The sequence below is a fragment of the Variovorax sp. Root434 genome (assembly GCF_001426595.1).
In the GTDB taxonomy this organism is placed as follows: Bacteria; Pseudomonadota; Gammaproteobacteria; order Burkholderiales; family Burkholderiaceae_C; genus Variovorax.
Genome location: NZ_LMEK01000024.1, coordinates 192,045 through 209,345, shown reverse-complemented (window position 1 = coordinate 209,345; position 17,301 = coordinate 192,045). Strand labels below are relative to the sequence as shown.

At 67.8% G+C, this 17,301-nt stretch carries 17 protein-coding genes; 7 read left to right on the top strand and 10 right to left on the bottom strand.

Annotation, left to right across the window (positions count from 1 at the left end):
• Nucleotides 1-12 precede the first annotated feature (12 nt).
• The gene (locus tag ASD05_RS20640) at nucleotides 13-690 is read right to left on the bottom strand and encodes a heavy metal response regulator transcription factor (protein ID WP_056596408.1); all 678 of its coding nucleotides are present in this window, start codon (nucleotides 688-690) and stop codon (nucleotides 13-15) included.
• A 6-nt stretch (nucleotides 691-696) separates the two neighbouring features.
• On the opposite strand from ASD05_RS20640, the gene czcI reads away from it, so the two are divergent.
• The 5 genes from czcI to ASD05_RS20615 all read left to right on the top strand — a co-directional run bounded on the left by czcI (nucleotide 697) and on the right by ASD05_RS20615 (nucleotide 8,121).
• Nucleotides 697-1,224: a cation efflux protein, CzcI family gene (gene czcI, locus ASD05_RS20635; RefSeq protein ID WP_321165883.1), complete on the top strand. Its 528-nt coding sequence runs from the start codon at nucleotides 697-699 to the stop codon at nucleotides 1,222-1,224.
• A 95-nt stretch (nucleotides 1,225-1,319) separates the two neighbouring features.
• Complete coding sequence (locus ASD05_RS20630) at nucleotides 1,320-2,657, top strand: TolC family protein (protein WP_056596403.1); 1,338 nt, start codon at nucleotides 1,320-1,322, stop codon at nucleotides 2,655-2,657.
• A 22-nt stretch (nucleotides 2,658-2,679) separates the two neighbouring features.
• Nucleotides 2,680-4,035 (top strand): efflux RND transporter periplasmic adaptor subunit, encoded by a 1,356-nt coding sequence (locus ASD05_RS20625; RefSeq protein ID WP_056596401.1) that lies wholly within the window; start codon nucleotides 2,680-2,682, stop codon nucleotides 4,033-4,035.
• Between the two features lie 10 nt (nucleotides 4,036-4,045).
• Nucleotides 4,046-7,237 carry a CusA/CzcA family heavy metal efflux RND transporter gene (locus tag ASD05_RS20620; protein ID WP_056596397.1) on the top strand — a complete coding sequence of 1,064 codons (3,192 nt, stop codon included), beginning with the start codon at nucleotides 4,046-4,048 and terminating at the stop codon, nucleotides 7,235-7,237.
• Between the two features lie 131 nt (nucleotides 7,238-7,368).
• On the top strand, nucleotides 7,369-8,121 hold the full coding sequence (locus tag ASD05_RS20615) for an SDR family oxidoreductase (protein WP_056596573.1): 753 nt from the start codon (nucleotides 7,369-7,371) through the stop codon (nucleotides 8,119-8,121).
• A 27-nt stretch (nucleotides 8,122-8,148) separates the two neighbouring features.
• Here ASD05_RS20615 and mog read toward each other — a convergent pair whose 3' ends face one another.
• Both mog and yjgA read right to left on the bottom strand, forming a co-directional pair.
• A complete protein-coding gene (mog, locus tag ASD05_RS20610; protein WP_056596395.1) occupies nucleotides 8,149-8,736 on the bottom strand; it encodes a molybdopterin adenylyltransferase in 588 nt (195 codons plus the stop codon).
• Between the two features lie 121 nt (nucleotides 8,737-8,857).
• Nucleotides 8,858-9,514 carry a ribosome biogenesis factor YjgA gene (yjgA, locus tag ASD05_RS20605; protein WP_056596392.1) on the bottom strand — a complete coding sequence of 219 codons (657 nt, stop codon included), beginning with the start codon at nucleotides 9,512-9,514 and terminating at the stop codon, nucleotides 8,858-8,860.
• Between the two features lie 105 nt (nucleotides 9,515-9,619).
• Here yjgA and pmbA point away from each other — a divergent pair, with 105 nt between their 5' ends.
• Nucleotides 9,620-10,990 carry a metalloprotease PmbA gene (gene pmbA, locus ASD05_RS20600; protein ID WP_056596389.1) on the top strand — a complete coding sequence of 457 codons (1,371 nt, stop codon included), beginning with the start codon at nucleotides 9,620-9,622 and terminating at the stop codon, nucleotides 10,988-10,990.
• Between the two features lie 26 nt (nucleotides 10,991-11,016).
• Here the strand turns inward: pmbA and ASD05_RS20595 are convergent, their stop codons facing one another.
• On the bottom strand, nucleotides 11,017-11,922 hold the full coding sequence (locus ASD05_RS20595; RefSeq protein ID WP_056596386.1) for a LysR family transcriptional regulator: 906 nt from the start codon (nucleotides 11,920-11,922) through the stop codon (nucleotides 11,017-11,019).
• A gap of 101 nt (nucleotides 11,923-12,023) precedes the next feature.
• Here ASD05_RS20595 and ASD05_RS20590 point away from each other — a divergent pair, with 101 nt between their 5' ends.
• Nucleotides 12,024-12,779 (top strand): sulfite exporter TauE/SafE family protein, encoded by a 756-nt coding sequence (locus tag ASD05_RS20590; RefSeq protein WP_056596383.1) that lies wholly within the window; start codon nucleotides 12,024-12,026, stop codon nucleotides 12,777-12,779.
• A 6-nt stretch (nucleotides 12,780-12,785) separates the two neighbouring features.
• Here ASD05_RS20590 and ASD05_RS20585 read toward each other — a convergent pair whose 3' ends face one another.
• From ASD05_RS20585 to ASD05_RS20560, 6 genes are all read right to left on the bottom strand, one after another.
• Nucleotides 12,786-13,256 (bottom strand): NUDIX domain-containing protein, encoded by a 471-nt coding sequence (locus ASD05_RS20585; RefSeq protein ID WP_056596380.1) that lies wholly within the window; start codon nucleotides 13,254-13,256, stop codon nucleotides 12,786-12,788.
• The gene (locus ASD05_RS20580) at nucleotides 13,256-13,705 is read right to left on the bottom strand and encodes a GatB/YqeY domain-containing protein (RefSeq protein ID WP_007833692.1); all 450 of its coding nucleotides are present in this window, start codon (nucleotides 13,703-13,705) and stop codon (nucleotides 13,256-13,258) included. The genes ASD05_RS20585 and ASD05_RS20580 overlap by 1 nt, the downstream gene beginning before the upstream one ends.
• Nucleotides 13,706-13,815: 110 nt before the next feature.
• Complete coding sequence (rpsU, locus tag ASD05_RS20575) at nucleotides 13,816-14,028, bottom strand: 30S ribosomal protein S21 (protein WP_007833691.1); 213 nt, start codon at nucleotides 14,026-14,028, stop codon at nucleotides 13,816-13,818.
• A 110-nt stretch (nucleotides 14,029-14,138) separates the two neighbouring features.
• Nucleotides 14,139-15,356 carry an NAD(P)/FAD-dependent oxidoreductase gene (locus ASD05_RS20570; RefSeq protein WP_056596377.1) on the bottom strand — a complete coding sequence of 406 codons (1,218 nt, stop codon included), beginning with the start codon at nucleotides 15,354-15,356 and terminating at the stop codon, nucleotides 14,139-14,141.
• Nucleotides 15,353-16,141, bottom strand: coding sequence for a YaeF family permuted papain-like enzyme (locus tag ASD05_RS20565; RefSeq protein WP_056596374.1), 789 nt, complete (start codon nucleotides 16,139-16,141; stop codon nucleotides 15,353-15,355). Before ASD05_RS20565 ends, ASD05_RS20570 begins: the two co-directional genes overlap by 4 nt.
• Nucleotides 16,141-17,265 (bottom strand): sterol desaturase family protein, encoded by a 1,125-nt coding sequence (locus ASD05_RS20560; RefSeq protein ID WP_056596371.1) that lies wholly within the window; start codon nucleotides 17,263-17,265, stop codon nucleotides 16,141-16,143. The genes ASD05_RS20565 and ASD05_RS20560 overlap by 1 nt, the downstream gene beginning before the upstream one ends.
• Between the last annotated feature and the right edge of the window lie 36 nt (nucleotides 17,266-17,301).

The window sequence follows — 17,301 nt, the reverse complement described above, 5'->3', positions numbered from 1 at the left end:
CTGGGGGAGGGCTCATGCCCAGGACCGGTCTTCCAGCACGTAGCCCATGCCGCGCACCGTGTGCAGCAGCTTCGCTTCGAACGGATCGTCGAGCTTGCTGCGCAGGCGCCGGATGGCCACTTCCACCACGTTGGTGTCGCTGTCGAAGTTCATGTCCCACACCTGCTCGGCGAGCGCGGTGCGCGACAGGATCTGGCCGCGTCGGCGCAGCAGCACCAGCAGAAGCGTGAACTCCTTGGCCGTGAGGTCGAGCCGCGTGCGGTTGCGCGTGCACTTGCGGCTGACGAGATCGACCTCCAGGTCGGCCAGCCGCAGCACGGTGGATTCCTGCTGCTTGCCGCGGCGCAGCAGCGCCTGCACGCGCGCCAGCAGTTCGGAGAAGGAGAAGGGCTTGACGAGGTAGTCGTCCGCGCCCTGCTGCAGCCCCTGCACGCGGTCCTCGACCTTGTCGCGCGCCGTCAGCACCAGTACGGGCACGTTCTTCGTGCGGCGGATGGCCTGCAGCACGGCAAAGCCGTCGATGCCGGGCAGCATCACGTCGAGCAGGATGAGGGCGTAGTCGCCCTCGGTGGCGAGGTACCTCCCCTCGATGCCGTCGCGAGCGATATCCACGACGTAGCCGTTCTCCTCGAGTCCCTTTTTCAGGTAGTCGCCCAGTTTGGGTTCGTCTTCTATGACAAGGATTCGCATTCACGCATGGTATCGAAGCGCTTTCGATACGGGGATTACGATTTGGTAATCCTATCGACGGATAAAGCCTTCACCCGGCGTCATACATTGCGCCGGGCCCGCAGGCCGCAAGGCCTTTGCCAGAGCCTGCCGCGCGCCGCCGATATACTTTTTGCTCCCATGCGCCGCTGGCTTCTCATCTTCCTGCTCGTCCTGTTGCCGTTCCAGTTCAGCTGGGCGTCGGCATCGGCGTACTGCCAGCATGAGCGCGACACGCAGCCCGAGCACTGGGGCCATCACGAAAGCGAAACCCGCGGCACCGACCGCAGCCACAGCGGGGAGGGCGCGCAGAAGAATTCCAGCACCCAGCCGAATGCCGTGGTCGGCGACTGCGCGGTCTGCCATTCCGGCAGCGTGCAGCATGCAGAAGCTTCGGCGGAGCCGGTGAAGGCCGTGGCGCGCGTGGCCCCGGCCCTGCGCGCGACGTCCGCCGAGCGCTTCGCCTCGCACATCTCCGACGTTCCGGTCCGTCCCGACCGGTCTCTCGCCCTTTGATTCGGCGAGAGAACACCCCCCTTTTCTGATTTCCACCATCAGCTGAGCTCTCGCCGAATTCGTCCGTCCGTTGTTTCGCAACCCAGGAGAATTCGATGCGCACGCTCTTCGTGCCGCTGGCCGCGTTGGCCATGGCGGCGCCCCCGGCTTTTTCACAGGTCACAACGACCGCTGCCGGCTCCCCGTATTCACAGCAATCCGGCGCGGCGGCCCGTACGCTGGAGCCCTCAGGCCCGCTGACGCTGGGCAACGCCGTTGCGATGGCGTTGCAGGCCAACCCCGGCCTGTCTGCGGCATCCCGCGAGCAGGACGCCACCGAGGCCGCCGTCGTCCAGGCCGGCGCCTGGCCCAATCCCACGCTCGACGCGCAGGTGGAAGACCTGCGCCGCGACAACCGCACCACCACGCTGCAGCTGAGCCAGTCGCTCGAACTGGGCGGCAAGCGCGCCGCCCGCGTGACGGCGGCCGAGCGCGCGAGAGACCAGGCCGTCTCGGCGCTGGCCGGCCGTCGCGCCGAGATCCGCGCGGCGACGGTCACCGCCTTCTTCGACGTGCTGACCTCGCAGGAGCGCCTGCGGCTTGCGCAGGATTCCGCCGGACTCGCGCAGACGGTCACCCGCGCGGCGGCCAACCGCGTGGCAGCCGGCAAGGTCTCGCCGCTGGAAGAAACCAGGGCGCGCGTGGCCGAGGCCGGCATCCGCGTCGAGCTGCTGCAGGCAGAGGGCGCGCTGCGCTCGGCGCGCCAGCAGCTGGCCGCGCTGTGGGGCAATCCGAGCCCGCGCTTCACGCAGGTGGAGGGCGCGATCGACCAACTGCCGGCGATGGTGCCGGCGCAGGAAGTGGAAAGCCGCCTGGGTGCCGCGCCCGTGGTGCGGCAGGCGCGGCTCGAAGTCGAGCGGCGCAAGGCGCTGTCCGAGTTGGAGCAGGCCAGGCGCATTCCCGACCTGACTGTGTCGCTCGGCGCCAAGCGCGTGCCGTCCTCCGAGGGCGAGACCGGCGGCAGCCGCCGCAACCAGGTGGTCGTGGGCCTGTCGGTTCCGTTGCCGATCTTCGACACCAACCGCGGCAACGTCGCCGAGGCCCTGAGCCGCGAAGAGAAGGCCCGCGACGACCTCGCCGCCGCCGAGCTGCAGCTGGGCACAGACGTCACACAGGCTTCGGAGCGGCTGCGCTCCGCGCGCGCCACCGCGCAGACGCTGAAGCGCGATGCGCTGCCCGGCGCCGAAGCCGCCTACAGGGCCGCGACCAAGGGCTTCGAGCTCGGCAAGTTCAGCTTTCTTGAAGCGCTCGATGCGCAGCGCACGCTGTTCCAGGTGCGTGCGCAGTACCTGCTCGCACTGGCCGACGCGCACCGCGCGGCCGGCGACCTCGACCGGCTGCTCGGCAACGAAGCCAGCGACTTCTCTCCCGCGACGGCGCCCATTGCGCGCTGACAGGCAAGGAATTCCAAAGATCATGAACACCGAAGAACGCAAACCTTTCGCTGAAAAAAGCGGGGGCAGGAAGCAGTGGATCGCCATCGCGGTCGTCGTGGTGCTGGGCCTTGGCGCGGGCGCGATGATTCTGCGCACCGCACCCACCAAGCCCGAAGCAGCGGGCCATTCGGAGGCCGCGGGGCACGGCGACGGCGAGCACCATGAAGAAGAAGGCCACAAGGAAGCCGAGGCGCAGGGCAAGGACCACGATCACAGCCATGGCGAAGCCTCGGGCCATACCGACAAGGAGCACCACGAAGAGGGCAAGCGGGAAGCCAGCCACGAGCCCGCCGGCCACAAGGAAGACGAAGAGAAGATCGCCTTCACGGACGAGCAGATCAAGGCGGCCGACGTGAGCATCGAGAGCGCCGGCCCCGCGCGCATCAAGACGTCGCTGCAGCTGCCCGGCGAGATCAAGTTCAACGAGGACCGCACTGCCCACGTGGTGCCGCGCGTGGCGGGCGTGGTCGACAGTGTGTCGGCCAACCTGGGGCAGGAAGTGAAGCGTGGCCAGGTGCTCGCGGTGCTGTCGAGCCCGGGGCTTTCGGAGCAGCGCAGCGAACTGCAGTCGGCGCAGCGCCGGCTGCAGCTGGCCCGCACCACCTACGAGCGCGAGAAGAAGCTGTGGGAAGAAAAGATCTCGCCGCAGCAGGACTACCTGCAAGCTCAGCAGGCGATGCAGGAGGCGCAGATCGCAGTGGCCAACGCCAACCAGAAGCTGCTGGCGCTCGGCGCCACGCCCGGCTCGTCGGCGCTGGGCCGCTACGAACTGCGCGCGCCCTTCGACGGCATGGTGGTCGAGAAGCACATCTCGCTCGGCGAATCGGTGGGAGAAGCCGTCAACGTCTTCACCATCTCCGACCTGTCGACCGTGTGGGCCGAGATCAGCGTGGCCGCCAACAACCTGAACCTGGTGCGCATCGGCGAGCGTGTGACCATCCGCTCGACCTCGTTCGACCAGACGGCCAGTGGCACGGTCTCGTACGTGGGCTCGCTGATCGGCGCGCAGACGCGCACGGCCACCGCGCGCGTCACGCTCACCAATCCGCAGCACATCTGGCGCCCGGGCCTGTTCGTGAATGTCGAGCTCGTGGCCTCCGAGACGAATGCGCCCGTGACCGTCTCGGCCGAGGCAGTGCAGACGGTGGAGGACAAGCCGACCGTGTTCCTCAGGGTGCCCGGCGGCTTCGTGCCGCAGCACGTGCAGATTGGGCGCAGCGATGGCAAGCGTATCGAGATCGCGAGCGGACTGAAGCCCGGTGCGGCCTATGCCGCCAGCGGCAGCTTCGTCGTGAAGTCGCAGCAGGGCAAGAGCTCGGCCACGCACACCCACTGAGGACGCCTGCATGTTCGAACGCATCATTCGCTTTTCCATCGAACAACGCTGGCTGATCCTGCTCGCCGTGCTCGGTATGGCCGCACTCGGCATCTTCAGCTACCAGAAGCTGCCCATCGATGCGGTGCCCGACATCACCAACGTGCAGGTGCAGATCAACACCGCCGCACCCGGCTATTCGCCGCTGGAGACCGAGCAGCGTGTGACCTACCCGATCGAGACGGTCATGGCCGGGCTGCCGGGCTTGCAGCAGACCCGTTCGCTGTCGCGCTACGGCCTGTCGCAGGTGACGGTGATCTTCAAGGACGGCATCGACATCTACTTCGCGCGGCAGCTCGTCAACGAGCGCATCCAGTCTGCGCGGGAAAGCATGCCGAGCGGCATTTCGCCGGTGATCGGGCCGATCTCGACCGGCCTCGGCGAGATCTACCTCTGGACCGTCGAGGCACAGGAGGGCGCGAAGAAAGCCGACGGCAAGCCGTACTCGCCCACCGACCTGCGCGAGATCCAGGACTGGATCATCAAGCCGCAGTTGCGCAACGTGGCGGGCGTGACCGAGATCAACTCCATCGGCGGCTACGCCAAGGAGTTCGACATCGCGCCCGACCCCGCCAAGCTGCTGGCGCACGGCCTGACGATGACCGACGTCGTCACCGCGCTGGAGCGCAACAACGCCAACGTGGGCGCGGGCTACATCGAGAAGCGCGGCGAGCAGTACCTCATTCGCGCGCCGGGACAGGTGAAGTCGGTGGAAGACATCGGCAACGTGATCCTCGGCAACGCGGGCGGCATTCCGCTGCGCGTGCGGGACGTGGCCGAGGTCGGCATCGGCAAGGAACTGCGCACGGGTGCCGCCACCGACAACGGCCGCGAAGTGGTGCTCGGCACCGTGTTCATGCTGATCGGCGAGAACAGCCGCACCGTGTCGCAGGCCGTCGATAAAAAGATGCGGGAGATCAACCGCACGCTGCCCGCCGGCGTGAAGGCGGTGACGGTGTACGACCGCACGGTGCTGGTCGACAAGGCCATCGCCACGGTGAAGAAGAACCTGTTCGAGGGCGCGGTGCTGGTCATCGCGATCCTGTTCCTGTTCCTCGGCAACATCCGCGCGGCGCTGATCACTGCGCTGGTGATTCCGCTGTCGATGCTTTTCACCTTCACCGGCATGGTGAACCAGAAGGTCAGCGCCAACCTCATGAGCCTGGGCGCGCTGGACTTCGGCATCATCATCGACGGCGCGGTGGTGATCGTGGAGAACTGCGTGCGGCGGCTGGCCCATGCACAGGCGCACAAGGGGCGGCCGCTGACGCGCAGCGAGCGCTTTCATGAAGTGTTCGCGGCCTCGCAGGAGGCGAGGCGGCCGCTGCTGTTCGGCCAGCTGATCATCATGATCGTGTACCTGCCGATCTTTGCGCTCACGGGGGTCGAGGGAAAGCTGTTCCACCCGATGGCCTTCACCGTGGTGATTGCGCTGCTGGGCGCGATGATCCTGTCGATCACCTTCATCCCCGCGGCCGTGGCGCTGTTCATCGGCAACAAGGTCAGCGAGAAGGAGAACCGCCTGATGGTGTGGGCCAAGCGCGGCTACGAGCCGCTGCTTGCGCGCGTCATGTCGGCCAAGCCGCTGGTCATCACGCTGGCCGCGGTGGCGGTGGTGCTGTCGGGCCTGCTGGCGACGCGCCTGGGCACCGAGTTCGTGCCGAGCCTGAGCGAGGGAGATTTCGCGATCCAGGCGCTGCGCATTCCGGGCACGAGCCTCACGCAGTCGGTCGAGATGCAGAAGCAGCTCGAACGCACGCTGAAGGCGAAGTTTCCGGAGATCGAGCGCGTGTTCGCGCGCACGGGCACGGCCGAGATTGCATCGGACCCGATGCCACCGAACATCTCCGACGGCTACATCATGCTCAAGCCCGAGAGCGAGTGGCCCAAGCCGAAGCGCACGCGGGAAGAACTGCTGGCCGCCGTGCAGGAAGAGGTGGAGAAGCTGCCGGGCAACAACTACGAGTTTTCGCAGCCGATCCAGCTGCGCTTCAACGAGCTGATCTCAGGCGTGCGCAGCGACGTGGCCGTGAAGATCTTCGGCGACGACATGGACGTGCTGAACAAGACGGCGGCCGAGGTGTCGGGCACGTTGGGCAAGATCGCCGGCGCGGCCGAAGTGAAGGTCGAGCAGACCACCGGCCTGCCGATGCTCACGGTGAACATCGACCGCAACAAGACCGCGCGCTACGGCCTCAATGTGGGCGACGTGCAGGACGCGATCTCGGCCGCGGTCGGCGGGCGCGAGGCGGGCACGCTGTTCGACGGCGACCGACGCTTCGACATCATCGTGCGGCTGCCCGAGAACCTGCGCACCGACCTCGAGGCCATCAAGCGCCTGCCCGTTGCCTTGCCGAAGGGAGCAGGCGCGGGCGCCGAAGGCATGCGCACCAGCTTCATCCCGCTGGGCGAGGTGGCCACGCTCGACATTGCACCCGGCCCCAACCAGGTGAGCCGCGAGGACGGCAAGCGCCGCATCGTGGTGAGTGCCAACGTGCGCGGCCGCGACCTCGGCTCCTTCGTGGCCGAAGCCGAGGAGGCGATGGGCAAGGTGAAGATCCCTGCCGGCTACTGGACCGTGTGGGGCGGTCAGTACGAGAACCTCGCCTCGGCCACCGAACGGCTGCAGGTGGTGGTGCCGGTGTCGCTGCTGCTGGTGTTCACGCTGCTGTTCGCGATGTTCGGCAACCTGAAGGACGGCCTGCTGGTGTTCACCGGCATTCCGTTCGCGCTCACGGGCGGCATCGTGGCGCTGTGGTTGCGCGGCATTCCGCTGTCGATTTCGGCGGCAGTGGGCTTCATCGCGCTGTCGGGCGTGGCGGTGCTCAACGGGCTGGTGATGATCTCGTTCATCCGCAATCTGCGTGAAGGCGGGCTGCCGCTGGACGCCGCGATCCGCGAGGGCGCGCTCACGCGGCTGCGGCCGGTGCTGATGACGGCGCTGGTCGCCTCGCTGGGTTTCGTGCCGATGGCCATCGCCACCGGCACCGGCGCCGAGGTGCAGCGGCCGCTGGCGACGGTGGTGATCGGCGGCATCCTGTCGTCGACCGCGCTGACGCTGCTGGTGCTTCCGCTGCTCTACCGCATCGCGCACCGGCGCGACGAGGAGGAACAGGAAGAGGAAGCGCAGGATCAGCGACGCGGCGCACCGCTCGGTGCCTAGCCGGAGCCGCACGGGCCGATTTTTCGGGGAGGAGGCGGTCCGGCTGTCACAAACACACGCAGCCGGACGTCTTGCAGGTGGGAGCATCCACGGGGATGCTCTTTTCGTACTCTTCGACCAAGGAATCGACCATGAAGATCGTCATCATCGGAGGCTCCGGCCTCATCGGCTCGAAACTCGCCGCGCGGCTGCGACAGGCCGGCCACGAGGTCGTCGCCGCGTCACCCTCCACCGGCGTCAATGCCCTCACCGGCGAAGGCCTGAAGGAGGCGCTCGCGGGCGCCCGCGTGGTCGTGGACGTCGCGAACTCGCCTTCGTTCGAGGACGAGGCCGTGCGCCACTTCTTCGAGACCTCCGGACGCAACCTGCTCGCGGCCGAGGCGGAGGCCGGCGTGGCGCATCACATCGCGCTGTCGGTGGTCGGCACCAGGCACTTGCTGGACAGCGGCTACTTCCGCGCCAAGCAGCTCCAGGAAGAGCTGATCGAGGCGTCGCCCGTGCCGTACACCATCGTGCAGGCCACGCAGTTCTTCGAGTTCGTGGGCAGCATCGCGGCATCGAGCGTCCAGGACGGCGCGGTGCGGTTGTCGAACGCGCGCATCCAGCCGATGGCGGCGGAGGACGTGGCGGCGGCGCTGGCCGAGGTCGTGACCGAGCCGCCGGCGCAGGGCCGTATCGAGATCGCCGGGCCCGAGGCCATGCCGCTCGACGAACTGGTGCGCCGCTTTTTCGCGGCGAACGGCGATGCCCGGCCGGTCGTGACCGATCCCGGATCGCGCTACTTCGGCGTGCGGCTCGACGACGGTTCGCTGACGCCCGGCGCCAACCCGCGCCTGGGGGCGACCCGCTTCGAAGACTGGCTCGCGCAGCACGCGAAGGCCTGAGAAGGGGCGGGCGCTTTCAAGGGCGGGTCAGCGTGCGCGAACGGCCGACTTCGGCCTGAACGCCTTGCAGACCGAATCGTCCGTCTCGAGGTACGGCCCGCCGATCAGGTCGATGCAGTAGGGCACCGCTGCAAAGATGCCGGGTACGACCTGCACGCCTTCGGTGTCCTTGAGCCCTTCGAGCGTCTCCGCGATCGACTTCGGCTGCCCCGGCAGGTTGATGATCAGGCTCTTGCCACGGATCACCGCCACCTGGCGCGACAGGATCGCGGTCGGCACGAAGCGCAGGCTGATCTGGCGCATCTGCTCGCCGAAGCCGGGCATTTCCTTGTGGGCCACGGCCAGCGTGGCCTCTGGGGTCACGTCGCGCAGGGCGGGGCCGGTGCCGCCGGTGGTCAGCACCAGCGAGCAGCCGGCGTCGACCAGTTCGATCAGCGTCGCGCTGATGCGGTCGGCCTCGTCGGGAATCAGTCGTGGCTCGAATTCGATGGGGTTCTTCAATGCCCGGCCGAGCCACTCCTTCAGCGCAGGCAGGCCCTTGTCTTCGTAGGTGCCGCTGGAGGCGCGGTCGCTGACCGAGACGATGCCGATGCGAACAGAGTCAGGTGCGCTCATGGTGTTGCTCCTTCCCCTTCCGGGGGAAGGTTGGGATGGGGGCAGGCAGAGCGCTCGATGGATACGCCGCTTGCCCCCACCCCGGCCCTCCCCCGGGAGGGGAGGGAGAAAAGCAAGGGGCTCATGCGTCGTCTTCCCGGTCTTGCGCGGCGGCAGCCGCCGCATAGTCCGCGCCTCCGTGCACTGCCAGTTGCGCGCGCACGAGCTGAAAGATTTCGCGATACGCCTTGCCCTGGCGCGGCGCTTCACCGGCCGGGCCGGACTTCATGTCCTTGCGGGCCTGGCGCACCAGGGCGCGCAGCTGTTGCGAGTCGGTGGCGGGATGGGTTTCGATCCAGCCACCCAGGGCGTCGTCGTCGGCAATCAGCCGGTCGCGCCACCGTTCGGCCTCGTGCAGGGCGGCGGTTTCGGCGGCCGGCACGCTGTTCTGTTCGCTCAGGGCGAGCTTCACGGCCTCGAGCACTTCGGGCTCCAGCTTGCGCATGAGCTTGCCGATGAACTGCATCTGGCGGCGCTTGCCCTCGAAATTGGTGATGCGCCTGGCCTCGGCGATGGCGTCGACCAGTTTCTCGTCGAGCTGGAGTGCGTCGAACAGGCCGGCGCGCAGTGTGAGCAGCTCGGCGCCGAGCTTCTGCAGTTCGTCGCTTTCGCGCTTGAGATCGGTGCGGCTGCCTTCGTCGGAGCCCTTGAGCTCGCGCTTGAGCTCAAGGTCGAGTTCGCTGCCCTCGGCGACGAACTGGCCACGGACGAAATAGCCTTTTTTGGGTTTGCGGGACATGAGGTGGATTCTGGGCCGCACCGTGCGGCGTTGCAACGCGTGCAATGCGCAGTGGGAAGCTGGGGGAAAACGGGAAATGGGGGGCGCAAGTATCATAGCCACCACATGACGACATCCTCCTCGCGCGCCGATTCCGGCTTCGCCTACAGCCGCTCCTTCTTCGAAAACCTGGTCGACTCGGCCCTGGCCCACGCCAAGAAGCTCGGCGCCACCGACGCCGGGGCCGAGGCCTCCGAGGGCTGTGGCCTGAGCGTCTCGGTACGCAAGGGCGAGCTGGAAAACGTCGAGCGCAACCGCGACAAGTCGCTGGGCATCACGGTCTACGTGGGCCACCGCCGCGGCAACGCCAGCACCTCCGACTTCTCCGACGCCGCCATCAAGCAGACCGTGCAGGCGGCCTACGACATCGCCCGCTTCACGGCCGAAGACCCCGTCAGCGGCCTGCCGGACGAAGAGGACATCGCCAAGGTGCACCCCGAACTCGACCTGTTCCATCCCTGGGACGTGACGAGCGAGCAGGCCGCCAGGCTGGCGCTGGAATGCGAAGAGGCGGCCCTGACGACCGACAAGCGCATCACCAACAGCGAAGGCGCGGGCGTCTCGGCGCAGCAGAGCCACTTCTTCAGCGCCCACACGCACGGCTTTCGCGGCGGCTATGCCAGCTCGCGGCACTCGATCTCGGTGGCGCCCATCGCCGGCAAGGGCGACGACATGCAGCGCGACGCCTGGTACAGCTCCATGCGCTCGGCCGGCGAACTGGCCAGCCCGCAGGCCGTGGGCCGCTACGCCGCCGAACGGGCGCTGAGCCGCCTGAAGTCGCGCAAGATCAAGACCACCGAATGCCCGGTGCTGTTCGAGTCGCCGCTGGCCGTGGGCCTGCTGGGCGGGCTGGTGCAGGCCGTGAGCGGCGGTGCGCTGTACCGCAAGAGCAGCTTCCTGCTCGACTCGCTAGGCAAGCCGGTGCTGCCGAAGCACGTGGACGTGGCCGAAGACCCGCACGTGATGCGCGGCAAGGGCAGCGCGCCCTTCGACGACGAAGGCGTGACCACGCGGGCGCGCAAGGTGGTCGATGCCGGCCGCCTCGAAGGCTACTTCCTGTCGACCTATTCGGCCCGCAAGCTGGGCATGAAGACCACCGGCAACGCCGGCGGTTCGCACAACCTGACGCTGAGCTCGCGCCTCACGAAGCACGGCGACGACCTCGACGCCATGCTCGCCAAGCTCGGCACCGGCCTGTTCGTGATCGAGCTGATGGGGCAGGGCGTGAACTACGTGACCGGCGATTACTCGCGCGGCGCCAGCGGCTTCTGGGTCGAGAAGGGCCGCATCGCCTTCCCGGTGCAGGAGATCACCATCGCCGGCAACCTGAAGGACATGCTCATGGGCATCGAGGCCATCGGGGCCGATGCCTATACCTTCGGCGCCAAGACCACGGGGTCGGTCCTGGTGAACCGGATGAAGATCGCGGGCAGCTGAGCCCGGGGCGGGCGCCCGCCCGCCGATCACCTCTTCGCCGCGTCTCCCGGTGGCGCGACCAGGTGCTCGAGCATGCGCCGCGCATTGAGCGGCAGGTCTTCCGACGAACGCACGCAGGCCATCAGCGTGCGTTCCGCCCAGGCGTCGGAGAGCGAGGCGCGTGCAATCTTCATCGAACGCGCGCAGCGTTCGGCCGCGGTCTGCGGCACGATGCCGACGCCGATGCCGTACTCCACCATGCGGCACACGGCCTCGAAGTTGCGCACGCGCACCCGGTAGGCCAAGTGCTTGCCGAGTGCGCGCACGTGCTGGGTGATCAGCTGCTGCAGCGCACTGTTCGCGGGCAGGCCCACGAATTCGCTGTCGACCGCGTCGGCCAGCCGCAGGCGCCGGCGTCCGGCCAACGCATGGCCGCGAGGCATCACGAGCACGAGATCGTCGCGGCGAAAGGGATGGCATTCCAGGCCTTCGCTGTCGATGGCGTCCGAGACGATGCCGATGTCGCACAGGCCGCCGCGCAGCGCTTCCACCGTGTCCGGGCTGGCGCGCTCCTCGAGGTCGACCGAGATGCGCGGATGTTCGGCGAGAAAACGGCTCAGCACCTCGGGAAGGTGCTCGGTCAGCGCCGAGGTGCCGCACATGAAGCGCACGTGCCCCTTGAGGCCCTGGCCGTATTCGCCGAGCTCGCCGCGCAGGCGTTCCATCTGCTGCAGAACGACGCGCGCATGGTGCAGCAGCGTGCGGCCGGCCTCGGTGGCGCGCACGCCCTGCGCGTGGCGCGTGAGCAGTGGGCTGCCGAGGGCGTCTTCCATGCCGCGCACGCGCTGGCTCGCGGAGGCCAGCGTCATGTGCGAGCGCCCGGCGCCACCGGTGAGGCTGCCGGCTTCGACGACGTTGAGAAAAAGCCGAAGGTCGGTGAGATCGAATCGCATGGTTCGGCGGAGTGTGCATCAAGAGCCTCAGCCGCAGCCTGAGGCTGGCTCTGCGAACACCGCATTTCCCAGTGCGGCATTGCCCGGCAGACTCGGCCGCGATGATGCATTCGAACAACTTGACGAGCTTCTGGGTTGCCGCAGCGGCCGTGTTCCTGCTGGCCGGGGTGATCAAGGGCGTGATCGGGCTGGGGCTGCCCACGGTGTCTATGGCGCTGCTCGCGCTGTGGATGCCGCCGGTGCAGGCGGCGGCGCTGCTGATCGTGCCGTCGCTGGTCACCAACGTCTGGCAGACCGGGCCGCGCGCGAGCTTCGTGCCGGTGCTCGAGCGCATCGGCGGCATGCAGGCGGGGATCGTCGCCGGCACGCTGGGCGGTGCGTTGTGGCTGGGCGTGCCGTCGGGGGCGTGGGCGACGGTGGCGCTCGGCGTGGCGCTGGTGCTCTATGCGGGCTGGGGGCTGACGGGGCGGCAGCTGCACGTGGCCGAGGGGCAGGCGCGCTGGCTGGGGCCTGTGGCGGGCATCGCCACGGGGGTGGTGACGGCCGTGACCGGCGTGTTCGTGGTGCCGGCCGTGCCGTACCTGCAGGCGCTGGGGTTCCAGCGCGACTCATTGATCCAGGCGATGGGCATTTCGTTCACCACCTCGACCGTGGTTCTAGCCATCGGGCTGGCCGGGAACGGAAGCTATCCGATGTCGGCGGTAGGCGGCTCGATCGCGATGCTGGTGCCGGCCATCGGCGGCATGGTGCTCGGGACCTGGCTGCGGCGGCGGCTTTCGGTGACCGTGTTCCGGCGCTGCTTCCTGGTCGGACTGGCGCTGCTGGGCGTGTACATGGTCACGCGCGCCGCGGGCTGAAAAGCCTCAGGCCGCGAGCAGCAGGGCCGTGCGCACGCGCTCGATTGTCTGGCGGTAGGGCAGGGCGAAGTCGTCGATGGCATCGCCGGGTTCGAGCCAGCTGAACAGGAAGATGAGGCCTTCTTCTTCAGGACTGCCGGTGGCGGTGTGCATGAAGGTCTCGGGCAGCCTGCCCTCGGCGCGCATCAGGAACAGGTGCCACAGCTGCGGATGGCGGTGCGTGTTGCCCTCGACGCCGGCTTCGCATTCGCGGTCGAGCGTGCCGAGCGACTGCAGCGGGCCGGCGTAGTCGATGCCCGATTCTTCGAGCAGCTCGCGGCGCACCGCGATCTCGGGCGACTCGCCGGGCTCGATGGTGCCCTTGGGGAGCTGCATGTTGCCATCCTCGGGATGGCGGAATACCAGCAGCCGGCCCTGCGCGTCGACCAGGCAGGCACAGGCCTTGAGGATCGGGGCGCTGGGGCTGCCGGTGCTCATCAGGCGCCTGTCAGGGCCGCTTTGACGGCGGCGCTGACCTGGCCCATGTCGGCCTTGCCGGCGAGGCGGGTCTTGACCACGCCCATCACCTTGCCCATGTCGCCGGGGCCGCTGGCGCCCAGTTCGGCCACGATGGCCTTCACTGCGGCCACCGTTTCATCGGCGCTCATGCGCTGGGGCAGGTAGACCTCGAGCACCTTGATCTCGGCAGCCTCCTTGTCGGCCAGGTCGATGCGGCCGCCGGTGGTGAAGGCGGCGATCGAGTCCTTGCGCTGCTTGACCATCTTGTCGACGATGGCGACGACCATGGCGTCGTCGAGCTCCACGCGCTCGTCGACTTCCTTCTGCTTCAAGGCTGCGAGCAGCAGGCGGATGGTGGCGAGGCGCTCGGAGTCCTTGGCGCGCATCGCCGTCTTCATGTCTTCGGTGATCTGTTCTTTGAGTGTCATTCGGCAACCTTTCGGAAAAAACAAAAGCCGCGGCAGGTTTCCCTGGCGCGGCTGAGGCAACGGGGCAGTAGCGCCGACTTTCGTCGAGAGCGAACCGCCCGGGGCGTTGCTTAGTACAGCTTCTTGGGCAGCTGCATGCTGCGCACGCGCTTGTAGTGGCGCTTGACCGCGGCGGCCTTCTTGCGCTTGCGCTCGGCGGTCGGCTTTTCGTAGAACTCGCGGGCGCGCAGGTCGGTCAGCAGGCCGAGCTTTTCGATGGTGCGCTTGAAACGGCGCAGTGCGACGTCGAAGGGCTCGTTTTCTTTAACGCGGATGGTGGTCATTGATGAATCGTTGAACTGAAGTTGGCTCGGGGAGATCGAGGCCCAAAGCCGGGGTTCCTCAACTGAAATCTTTGGTGGCCGTTGAGGGGAGGCCAGAAGTTAGCCCGAGATTATAGCGCGCTTGCGCAGGCGTGCGCGCTCGCCCAGGCCCATTGGAAGTTGTATCCGCCCAACCAACCCGTCACATCGACCACTTCGCCGATGAAATACAGGCCCGGCTGCTTCGATTCCATGGTCTGGGACGACAGGTCGCGGGTGTCGACGCCGCCGGCCGTCACCTCGGCCTTCTTGTAGCCTTCGGTGCCGCTGGGGGTGATCTGCCAGCGGGCGATGCGCTCCGACAGGGCGGCCAGCGCCTTGTCGGCGGCCTCGTTGACGGGGCGCTGCAGGGCCGGGTCCTGTCCGACCCAGGCGTCGGCCAGCCGGGAGGGCACCAGCGTGGCCAGTTCGTTGGCGATGCGCTTCTTCGAGCGCAGCTTGGCTTCGCCGAGCGCCTCGGCCACGTTCGTGCCCGGCGCGAAATCGAGCGTCAGCGGGGTGCCGGGCTTCCAGTAGCTCGAAATCTGCAGCACCGCCGGGCCCGACAGGCCCCGATGGGTGAACAGCAGGTCTTCGAGGAATGCCGTCTTTTCCTTCCTGGCACCGGTTTCGATGCGCACCGGCAGCGCGAGCCCGGCCAGTTCGGCATACGGCGCCCAGGCCTCGCCGCCGAAGGTCAGCGGCACCAGCGCCGGCCGGGGCGTGACGAGGCGCAGGCCGAACTGCTCGGCGATGCGGTAGCCGAAGTCGCTGGCGCCGATCTGGGGGATCGACAGGCCGCCGGTGGCAACCACGATCTTCGGCGTTTCGATGGCACCGCGGCTGCTCTCGATTCGATAGCTGCCAGAGCCTGCCAGCGTGATGTTTTCGGCCTTGCACGGCTGCCACCGCTCGACCCCGCCCACCGCGCATTCCGCCAGCAGCAGGTCGACGATCTGCTGCGAGGAGCCGTCGCAGAACAGCTGCCCCTTGTGCTTCTCGTGGAAGGCGATGCCGTGCTTCTGCACCAGTTCGATGAACTGTTGCGGCGCATAGCGCGACAGCGCCGAGCGGCAGAAATTGGGGTTGTCGCCGATGAAGTGGCGCTGCGGCGCGCGCACGTCGAGGTCGCGGTTGGTGAAATTGGCGCGGCCGCCGCCCGAGATGCGGATCTTCTCGCCCACCTTCTCGCTGTGGTCCACCACCAGCACCTTGAGCCCGCGCTGACCTGCGACGCCGGCGCAGAACAGCCCGGCGGCCCCGGCGCCGATCACGACGACGTCGAAGCGGGAAGACTCGGGCGCGCTCAAGGGCCGTCTGCCGCGAGCAGAGGCGGCGGGTTGTATTTCAGGTGGCCCACGTAGCGCAGCGGCTGCGTGGCGGCGATGGAGGGCACGTCGCCCTCGCGCATGTGCAGCAGGTCGGCCGGACTCACCCAGCGCGGATCGGCGCTGGTGATCGGCAGGCCGGCCTGCCTGTAGGCCTCGAGCACGAACTGCGAGCAGAAGAACTGGTCGTCGCGGCTCGCGCCCAACTGCACCATCGCCATGCCGCTCATGCAGTAGTGGCTGACCGCGCCCGGCACCAGCGGCAGCTCGCACAGGCGCCGGTTCAGCACGAAAGGCGCGTTCAGCAGCACGCCCACGGTGTTGTAGCGCGCGCCGACCTGAGACAGCGCCCATTCGCGCATGCGCCCGGCGCCGGCTTCGTCCACGCCCGGCACTCGGAAGGCCACCACCATCTGCTCTTCATCGACCACCTCGGCCAGCGGCCGTGCGCGCACGCCGGTGCCCACGGCTTCGGCGATCTGGCCGTCGCCGAGGTAAAGCACCGCATGGCTCACCGGCGAGAAGGTGCCCAGCCGGATGCCGAAGGAGTTCAACGTGGCGATGGAGGTCAGCAGGATGTCGCCCGGCGCCAGCGCGTCGGCGACGATGAGTTCGCCGCCGTTGCCCGGCGCGATGACCGAGCTCTGCACCCGCACGCGCAGGCCGGCGTCCTTGGTCGGCAGGTCGACGCGGGTGGCGCAGGCAGTGAGCAGCAGGGCGGCGCCCGCGGCAGCGAGGGCCGCGAAAGTCCGGAAGCGGGAGCGCATCAGCCTTTCCAGACGAACGGGAACTTCAGCTGCTTGAAGAAGCCATTGGGCACGTAGTCGCCCAGCACGCCGTATTTCTCGGGCCAGAGCTTGGTGCTCTTCACCGCGGTGCCGAAGAGGTAGTCGAGGAAGGCGTAGTGCGCCGCGTAGTTCTTGTCGAGCGCCTCGATGTCCTGGCTGTGGTGCCAGTGGTGGAAGTTGGGCGTCACGATCAGGTAGCGCAGCGGGCCGAGCCGCACGCTCACGTTGCAGTGGTTGAACACCGCCTGGAAGCCCACCACCACGATGTAGGCGTCGATCACTTCCTTGCTGAAGCCCAGCACGTAGATCGGCGCGAGCACCAGCGTGCGCGTGATCAGCAGTTCGAGGATGTGCTGGCGCGAGCCCGCCATCCAGTCCATGCTCTTCACGCTGTGGTGCACCGCGTGCAGGCGCCACAACACCGGCACCTCGTGGTACGCGCGGTGCGTCCAGTACTGCACGAGATCGGCCACCAGGATGATCTGCAGGATGCCGGCCCAGAACGGCAGGTTGCCCACCCAGCCGCGGATGCCGTCGTTGGCGGCCCAGCCGAAGAACTTGTGCACCATCAGGTTGGTGGCCAGCAGCACGAAGCCCACGATCATGTGGTTCACCACGAAGTGGTGGAAGTCGGTCTGCCACTCCTCGCGGAACACGGGTTGGTCTTTGCGCAGCGCAAAGAGCTTCTCGATGAAGATGAAGATCAGCGACGAGCCCAGCAGGTCGAGGATGAACCAGTCCAGCCCGATGTACGGCGTGTTGTCCGCGAAGTCGTGCACCGGCACCTTGTGCCCGCCCAGCAGCGCCGAGGCCGCCACCAGCAGGAACGCGGCCGACGACAGCCAGCGCGAGCGATTGAAGATGATGTTGACCAGCGACAGCCCGCCCGAGATCACCATGGCCGCCAGCAGGATGAAGCGCATCACGTCGACGTTGTAGCTCTTGCGCAGCTCGGGCGTGGTGAGGTACTGCGGAAAGTGGAAGGCCAGCACGCCGAGGAAGCACAGGATGCCGAGGCTCAGTGCGATGGTTCCTGTGACCAGGCCTCGGCCGCGGCGCAATTCGCCGTGGCTTTCCGTGAATTCATTGAGTTTCTCGAGCATTTCCGCCTCTTTCCTGCTTGCGCTTTTGTTGGGGCG